An 806-nucleotide genomic window follows, 5' to 3' on the forward strand; every position below is an offset into this window, starting at 1 on the left:
CAAATTTCAAATGGCGCTTGATGTGGTGATTGTGCTGGCTTCACTGTTTGTGGTAAGCATACCTATGCTGGTGGTTTCCGTATTAGGAGCCGTGATTCTTAACTTAATCATTGCGATGAATCACCGCCCGGGGCGTTATACGGTCTAAACGGCGTCCGGGATAAGCGCGCCAGCGATAATAATGATTTACCCGATACCCCGCCGCGCGTTAAGCGCAGCAAATGATTATTTCAGGAGAATAACCGTGTTCCAACATGTCGACGCCTATGCCGGCGATCCCATCCTGTCTCTGATGGAAAAATACAAGCAGGATCCGCGCACAGATAAGATCAATCTCAGTATCGGGCTCTACTACAACGAACAGAACATCATCCCGCAACTGCGCGCCGTGAGCGATGCCGTTGATGTGCTTGAAGCGCAGCCTAAAGCGGCTTCCTCCTATTTGCCCATGGAAGGCTTCCAACCCTATCGTTCCGCAATCCAGACGCTGCTGTTTGGCGCAGAGCACCCGGCGCTGGCCGCTAACCGCATCGCCACTATCCAGACGCTGGGCGGTTCCGGCGCGCTGAAAGTGGGTGCCGATTTCCTTAAACACTATTTCCCGGAATCCGAGGTGTGGGTCAGCGATCCGACCTGGGAAAACCACATTGCTATTTTTGCCGGTGCCGGATTCAAGGTACACACTTACCCCTATTTCGATGCGCAAACGCTGGGGGTAAATGTCGATGCCATGGTTGCCACGCTCGAAAGCCTGCCAGCGCGCAGCATCGTACTGCTGCACCCGTGCTGCCATAACCCCACCGGCT

General features: G+C 54.2%; 1 protein-coding gene and 1 pseudogene. Both read left to right on the plus strand.

All coding sequences use genetic code 11. The annotated features are described in order from the left end of the window. Positions 1–148, plus strand: a pseudogene (locus J5224_RS31835) (YitT family protein); the annotation flags it as partial. A 96-nt stretch (positions 149–244) separates the two neighbouring features. Further along, positions 245–806: aminotransferase class I/II-fold pyridoxal phosphate-dependent enzyme (locus tag J5224_RS31840; protein WP_264628964.1), on the plus strand; the 562-nt coding region annotated here is incomplete at its 3' end.

The organism is Candidatus Symbiopectobacterium sp. NZEC135 (assembly GCF_025962695.1).